This window comes from Chryseobacterium sp. 2TAF14 (assembly GCF_052115105.1).
GTDB lineage: Bacteria > Bacteroidota > Bacteroidia > Flavobacteriales > Weeksellaceae > Chryseobacterium.
Genome location: NZ_JBFRGA010000203.1, coordinates 1 through 5,295, shown reverse-complemented (window position 1 = coordinate 5,295; position 5,295 = coordinate 1). Strand labels below are relative to the sequence as shown.

The window sequence follows — 5,295 nt, the reverse complement described above, 5'->3', positions numbered from 1 at the left end:
CTGTATATCTTCCGCTCGCAAAGGCACTTTGTTCAGCTAAGCTTAGAATTTCTTTGGTGAGTGAAACGCCTTTGCGAACGAAAAATGTTTTCAATACATTCAAAAAAACTTTGTGACCTTTGCATTTAAAAAAATTGATTTAATAAAAAACCGTTCTCACAAATTTGAAAACGGTTTTCTAAAAATTAAAAAAATTATAGGTAAAATTATGTTTATAATAAAAGTGAACTGCTCATTTTACTTCTTTGTGAATCGTAGAAAAAAGTTTAAATAATAAATTGACGAAGTAAACCTGCAATTCACTGTAGTTTTAATAAAGTACTCCTAAACTAGAACCCGCAAAATCTGTAAGCTCTTCCACTCTCCCCTCTTTAATTTTTTTCGCCCATTGATAATCGCTCAATAAAGCTCGCCCTACCGCTACAAGATCAAAATCCTGACGGTCTAATCTTCTTATCAATTCTTTAAGATCTGCTTTTTCTGAACCTTCACCCGCAAAAGCTGACATAAAATCGCCGTTTAATCCTACAGAACCTACGGTAATCGTCGGTTGACCTGTTATTTTTTTTGCCCAGCCTGCAAAATTCAGATCTGAACCTTCAAATTCGGGTTCCCAAAAACGTCTTTGTGAACAATGGAAAATATCAACTCCGGCTTCTTTTAACGGTAATAACCAATCTTCCATTTCGATCGGATTTGCTGCTAATCTGCTTTTATAATCCTGCTGTTTCCACTGGGAAAGACGGATGATAATGGTAAAATCTTCACCTACTGCAGCACGAATTGCTTTTACCACATCTACTGCAAATCTGCTTCTTTCTTTTAACGTTTTTCCACCGTATTCATCGGTTCTGGTATTGGTAACTTCCCAAAAAAACTGGTCAATCAGATAACCATGAGCGCCGTGAATTTCCAAAACATCAAATCCTAAATCTTTAGCAGATTTTGCCGAAGCTGCAAACTGGTCAATCGTATCCTGAATATCTTCCAAAGACATTGTAGAAGCCTTTTCCATATCAACCAAAGGATAATCTTCTAAACTTCTTGTATCACCGACATGCCAAATTTGAGGTCCCATTTTTCCACCATTCTGGTGAACTGCATCGATCACGTTTTTCCAGCCGTTTAAAGCTTCTGTTCCGTAGAAATCAGGGATATTCTGTAAATTTTTTGATCCGGGTCTGTTGATGACCGTTCCTTCAGAGAGAATCAATCCAACTTCCGAAGCTGCTCTTCTTGCATAATAATCTGCAATCTGCTGAGTCGGAACTCCGTTATCAGATTGAGCTCTCGTCATCGGAGCCATTACGATTCTATTTTTTAGTGTTAAATTCTTGTATTGAAARGGTTTAAACAATGATTCTGTACTCATTTTTAAAAGTAATTTTTATAATTGTTACACAAAGTAACTAATAATAGTTCATTTTTGTATCTTTTAATCAGAAAATAGTGGTAACTTCGCAGTAACTTACATTAGTAACCTCAAAGTAACGTTTGATTTTTTTTCAACCGCAAAAGGCACAAAAGATTAACTTTGAATTTCTAAGCTTAAAAACTAATCTTCAATAAGAGCACATAAGTTTAAAAAATCTTTGATTTTTTTATTTTTGTGAGCTTTAACTTAAGAATAATTGAACTTAAAAAAATATACCATAAAGCTTTTGTGACTTTTGGTTAAATATCAATTAGTTTTTAAAAAAAAATACAATGAAAAAGAACGAATTAATGCAATACAGCTGTCCTTTAGGCAAAGCAATGTCTGCGTTGGGAAGCAAATGGAAACCGATCATCGTGTTGGTTATAAAAGACCGAAAATTGCGTTTCGGCGAACTTGCTGTTCGAATTAATGTCATTTCGAGAAAAGTTCTGACCGATCAGCTTAAAGAAATGCAAACCGACGGATTGGTTATCCGTGAAGAGTTTAAAGAACTTCCGCCGAGAGTAGAATATTCGCTGACAGAAAAAGGATTGGCATTACTGCCGATTTTATATCAACTGGAAGAATGGGAAACGAAATATCATGTTTATGATCCTGAGAAAGATAAGGATTGTAAAACTTTTTTGGAAGAGAAGAAAATAAAAAAGGCTGTCGTTTGATAGCTTTTGTTTTTACAAGTTACCAGATTCCCAATTCTTCCAGTTATTATTAGACTTTAAACTTGGTTTCCAAAAAGATTTATCTTTTGTAACTAAAATTTTAGCTATAAGTTTATAAAGTTCCTGTTCACTTGGTAAATTATTTGGATCATAATGAAAATCATTAATTGTTATTATTTTTTTCAGATTTTTAGGAATATATTTTTTAATTTCTTCTTCTGTTGCAGATATTAAAATAGGATTTGTTTCGTTATAAAATCGAATCAAATCACCAAAAGCTATTAATTTTTTTGGATTATCATAATCTCTGATTTTAATTCCTACTTTTTCATAATCTCTATAATTATTATTAAATGAAATAAATTTATTTCGAATTTTTATTTCTTTAATATTATTTCCAATAAGTTCAAAATTTTCCACATCAGTAATACCATTTTTGTTTTCAATTCTGGTATACTCATCTGAATCAATTAAAACAATACTACTTACATTTGAAATATAATTTCTTTCAGGATATTTCTCTACAATATAATCAATACAATTCCCTACATAATCAAGTTCAATCTCAGCTCTTCCTGCCCTATTTTGATAACCACTTTTCTCAAAAACAATTGCCCATTTATTTTCATCTGAGTACAAATGAATTTTATTTCCTGCAGTTTCACAATAACCATGTTCCAAATCAAGAAAAAAATTATATTTGATATCTTGTGGACGAGCACTCGGATAATATTTACTGGGTTCGCCTTTAAATGCTAAATCTAATTGGTCTAAAATTTCTTTTTCAGTATAATTCATTTGAGATTGATTACAAAAAATTATGATAAACAAAATTATCATCGTTGATATTAACTTCATAAGCTATAACTATAGAACTAAATTAACAAAAAAACCGCTTCCCAACAGAAAGCGGTTTCAAAATTTATCTAAAATCCCAATTAAAATATCGCAGGATATTTCTGAGGATTTGTTTCGTTAAACATTGCGTAAATTCTTTCCACCATATCATCTGAAGATGGCTTAGAGAAGTAATCTCCGTCACTTGCATAAGCAGGTCTGTGGTCGTTTGCAGCGATTGTCAAAGGATCAGAATCTAAAAATCTGAACGCTTTTTGTTTTTCTAAAATCTGTTGTAAAATAAACGCTGAGGTTCCACCTTCCACATCTTCATCGATTACAACCAATCTGTTGGTTTTCTTCACAGATTCAGCAATTTCGTGCGTTAAATCGAAAGGAATTAATGACTGAACATCAATAACTTCCGCAGAAATTCCTAATTTCTCCAATTCTTCCGCAGCTTCCATTACAATTCTCCAGGTAGAGCCGTAAGTGACCAAAGTAACGTCTTTTCCTTCTTTTGTAACTTCAATTTTCCCGACAGGAACTGTGAATTCACCTAAATTATCCGGTTGTTTTTCTTTTAATCTGTATCCGTTCAGACATTCAACAATTACAGCAGGGTCGTCGCTTTGAAGCATTGTGTTGTAGAATCCTGCAGCTTTTGTCAAGTTTCTCGGAACCAATACCAAAATCCCTTTAGAAAGGTTCAGAATTCCCGCCATTGGCGAACCTGAATGCCAAACTCCTTCCAATCTGTGACCTCTCGTTCTGATGATGACAGGAGCTTTTTGTCCGCCTTTGGTTCTGTACTGAACTGTAGCAAGATCATCACTCATTCCCTGCAAACAGTACAAAATATAATCTAAATACTGAATTTCAGCAATTGGTCTTAAACCTCTCATTGCCATCCCGATTCCCTGTCCAAGAATGGTTGCTTCACGGATTCCTGTATCTGCAACACGAACCTCACCGTACTTTTCCTGCATTCCTTCAAGACCTTGGTTTACGTCACCTATGTTTCCGGCATCTTCACCAAACACTAAAGTTTCAGGATACTTTTCGAAAATTTTATCGAAATTATTTCTCACCACTACCCTTCCATCTACATCTTCAGAAGCATCAGAATAGATTGGTTTAATTTCCTGCACATTTTCAGCTTTCCACTGAGACTGAGAGTACAAATGAGAAGAATAATTGTCTTTTTCAACCTCAAAAATCTCGTTATATTTCTGCATTAGCTGATTTCTTTCAGCAGAGTTCCCTTGAGGCTGCGTAACTTCAATTACATGAACGACAACAGGAACACTTTCCATTCTTGCAAACTGTTCAGCCCTTGCATAAGCATCCAACAATGCAGGATAATCCCAAGCTTTCACCTGAATGATTTCGCAACCCTGAAACTCACCTTCTTTTCTCTGGAAACCGCTCAACATTTCAGCAATATCTGCTTTCGCCCTCTGTTTCATGGTAGGAACAGAAATTCCGTAACCATCATCCCAGATAGAAACAATCATAGGAACCTGAAGCGCACAAGCCGCATTCAAAGCTTCCCAGAAATGACCTTCTGCTGTAGAAGCATCACCAATGGTTCCGAAAGCAATTTCGTTTCCATCATTTGAGAATTTTTCAGAACCGTCAAATTTTACGGTTTTATATATTTTCGAAGCCTGCGCCAAACCTAATAATCTCGGCATTTGACCAGCCGTTGGAGAAATATCAGACGAAATATTTTTCTGAGCCGTTAAATCTTTCCAGCTTCCATCTTCATTCAAACTTCTTGTTGCAAAGTGACCGTTCATCTGTCTTCCGGCAGAAGCAGGTTCCCTTTCTACACTTGTATCTGCATACAACTGGGCAAAGAAACTTTCAACCGTCAAAGCATCTGCAGCCAAAGCAAACGTTTGATCTCTGTAATATCCTGAGCGGAAATCTCCGTTCTTGAAAACTTTTGCCATTGCTAACTGCGGAAGCTCTTTTCCATCTCCAAAAATTCCGAATTTAGCCTTTCCGGTAAGTACTTCTCTTCTGCCCAGATAAGACATTTCACGAGAGATTCTTCCCAGCTTATAATCTTCAAGTATCTGATTTTTAAAATCTTGAAAAGAGATCTGCTGAGTTTCTATATAAGTTGTCTGCATAGCCAAATATTAAATATTTTTATTAATGAAGTATTTTGCTAATATACACTTTTTATATTAATTTTAATTTTCAATAATGTTTTTTAAAAATTTGATAATCAAGATTATTCTGTCTTAATTTTACATAATATAAAAAAATGCAAAAAAAATCGTCTCATATTCTGAATGCGTCCAGCAATTTACTGGGTTTTTCGATGTTGATTATCACTTCTCTTAAAAT

The 5,295-nt window shown here is 34.5% G+C and carries 4 protein-coding genes; 1 reads left to right on the top strand and 3 read right to left on the bottom strand.

Annotated elements, in window-relative coordinates; genetic code table 11:
• Positions 1 to 310 precede the first annotated feature (310 nt).
• Entirely contained in the window at positions 311 to 1,372 is a 1,062-nt protein-coding gene (locus tag AB4Y90_RS15790; protein ID WP_441558539.1) for an NADH:flavin oxidoreductase, read from the bottom strand.
• Positions 1,373 to 1,707: 335 nt separating this feature from the next.
• On the opposite strand from AB4Y90_RS15790, the gene AB4Y90_RS15785 reads away from it, so the two are divergent.
• Positions 1,708 to 2,097, top strand: a complete 390-nt coding sequence (locus AB4Y90_RS15785) for a winged helix-turn-helix transcriptional regulator (protein WP_441558538.1) — start codon at positions 1,708 to 1,710, stop codon at positions 2,095 to 2,097.
• Between the two features lie 12 nt (positions 2,098 to 2,109).
• Here AB4Y90_RS15785 and AB4Y90_RS15780 read toward each other — a convergent pair whose 3' ends face one another.
• Positions 2,110 to 2,895, bottom strand: coding sequence for a DUF7003 family protein (locus AB4Y90_RS15780; protein WP_441558537.1), 786 nt, complete (start codon positions 2,893 to 2,895; stop codon positions 2,110 to 2,112).
• Positions 2,896 to 3,035: 140 nt separating this feature from the next.
• The gene (locus AB4Y90_RS15775) at positions 3,036 to 5,075 is read right to left on the bottom strand and encodes an alpha-ketoacid dehydrogenase subunit alpha/beta (RefSeq protein ID WP_441558536.1); all 2,040 of its coding nucleotides are present in this window, start codon (positions 5,073 to 5,075) and stop codon (positions 3,036 to 3,038) included.
• Positions 5,076 to 5,295: the final 220 nt, after the last annotated feature.